This window comes from Cobetia sp., from assembly GCF_983723665.1.
This window is the reverse complement of record NZ_CFDJES010000005.1, coordinates 1-1,901: the sequence shown is the minus strand read 5'-3', so window position 1 is coordinate 1,901 and position 1,901 is coordinate 1. Positions and strand designations below refer to the sequence as shown.

The 1,901-nt window shown below is 62.7% G+C and carries 1 protein-coding gene; it reads right to left on the bottom strand.

Annotation, left to right across the window (positions count from 1 at the left end; genetic code table 11):
- A complete protein-coding gene (locus AC4FAH_RS01155) occupies positions 1–1,653 on the bottom strand; it encodes an ABC transporter substrate-binding protein (RefSeq protein ID WP_225348116.1) in 1,653 nt (550 codons plus the stop codon).
- Positions 1,654–1,901: the final 248 nt, after the last annotated feature.

The window sequence follows — 1,901 nt, the reverse complement described above, 5'->3', positions numbered from 1 at the left end:
TTACTCCTTCCAGCTCTTGAGCAGCTCGTCGTAGGCGATGGTCTCGCCCTTGGGCTTCTCGTTGTCCAGCTTGGCCTTCGGCGCACCCGGCTGGGCGAACCAGTACTCCGCATCACGCTCCTCGTTGAGCTTCGGCCCACAGTTGTCCATCACCTTGGCGCGCTCGAGACGCTCGAGAATGCGGTCCTGCGCCTTGGCCAGACCATCGAGGGCTTCCTGCGGCGTGGCTTCGCCGCTGGCGGCCTGGGAGATGTACTGCCACCACAGCTGGGCGAGCTTCGGGTAATCCGGCACGTTGGTCCCGGTCGGCGACCACTGCACCCGCGCCGGGCTGCGATAGAACTCGACCAGACCGCCCAGCTTCGGCGCGGCATCGGTCATCGCCTGGGACTGGATATCCGACTCGCGGATCGGCGTCAGCCCTTCCAGGGTCTTCTTGAGCGAGACGGTCTTGGCGGTGACGAACTGCGCGTACAGCCAGGCCGCGTGACGATTCTTCTCCGGCGTGGAATCGAAGAAGGTCCAGGCGCCCACGTCCTGATAGCCAAGCTTCATGCCCTCTTCCCAGTACGGGCCATGCGGCGACGGCGCCATGCGCCACTTCGGGGTGCCATCGTCGTTGACCACCGGCAGGCCATCCCGCGTCATGTCGGCGGTGAAGGCGGTGTACCAGAAGATCTGCTGGGCGATGTTGCCCTGGGACGGCACCGGACCGGACTCGGAGAAGGTCATGCCCTGGGCTTCCGGCGGTGCGTACTTGCCCAGCCAGTCGACATACTTGGTGGTGGCATAGACGGCCGCCGGGCCGTTGGCCGCGCCGCCACGTGTCACCGAGGAGCCCACCGGCTGACATTCCTCGACACGAATGCCCCACTCGTCCACCGGCAGGCCGTTGGGCAGGCCCTTGTCGCCGGCACCCGCCATCGAGAACCAGGCATCGGTGAAGCGCCAGCCAAGTGACGGGTCCTTCTTGCCGTAATCCATGTGGCCGTAGACCCGCTCACCGTCGATTTCCTTGACGTCATTGGTGAAGAAGTCGGCGATGTCCTCATAGGCCGACCAGTTGACCGGCACCCCCAGCTCGTAGCCGTACTTGTCCTTGAACTGCTTCTTCAAATCTTCGCGTTCGAACCAGTCGGCACGGAACCAGTAGAGGTTGGCGAACTGCTGGTCCGGCAGCTGATAGAGCTTGTCATCCGGGCCGGTGGTGAAATCCAGCCCGATGAAGTCGTCCAGATCCAGCGTCGGCGAGGTGAAGGCCTTGCCGTCGCCTTCCATCATGTCGCTGATCGGCACGACCTTGCCATAGCGGAAATGCGTGCCGATCAAGTCGGAGTCGTTGACGTAGCCATCGTAGATATTGCGCCCGGACTGCATCTGGGTCTGCAGTTTCTCGATGACGTCGCCTTCCTGGATCAAGTCGTGGGTCAGCTTGATGCCGGTGATCTCGCTGAAGGCCTTGGCCAGCACCTTGGACTCGTATTCATGGGTGGTCAGGGTTTCCGAGGCCACCTTGATTTCCATGCCGCGCAGCGGTTCAGCGGCCTTGATGAACCATTCGAGCTCGGACATCTGCTCGTCCTTGCTCAGCGTGGAGGGTGAGAACTCCTGATCGATCCACTTCCTTGCCGCATCCTGATACTGATCGGCCATGGCCTGACTGGAAAGGCCGGCGAGCCCCGCCGCCGTGGCGAAGGCGATGGCGTAACGCAGGCGTGCGGGTCGAATGATGTGCTGACTCATGGGATGTCCCTTCATTGGCGTTATTGTTGTGTCGCGTCTTCCAACAACCACTTCCGTCAATCACGTGTCGCGCGGCGCGATTCGCCGCCTTGCTTGCTCTCGGTGCTGCTCGTCCTCCTGCCGTTGCGATCGGCTGTCGTTGGCTGCTGCTCTGTTGT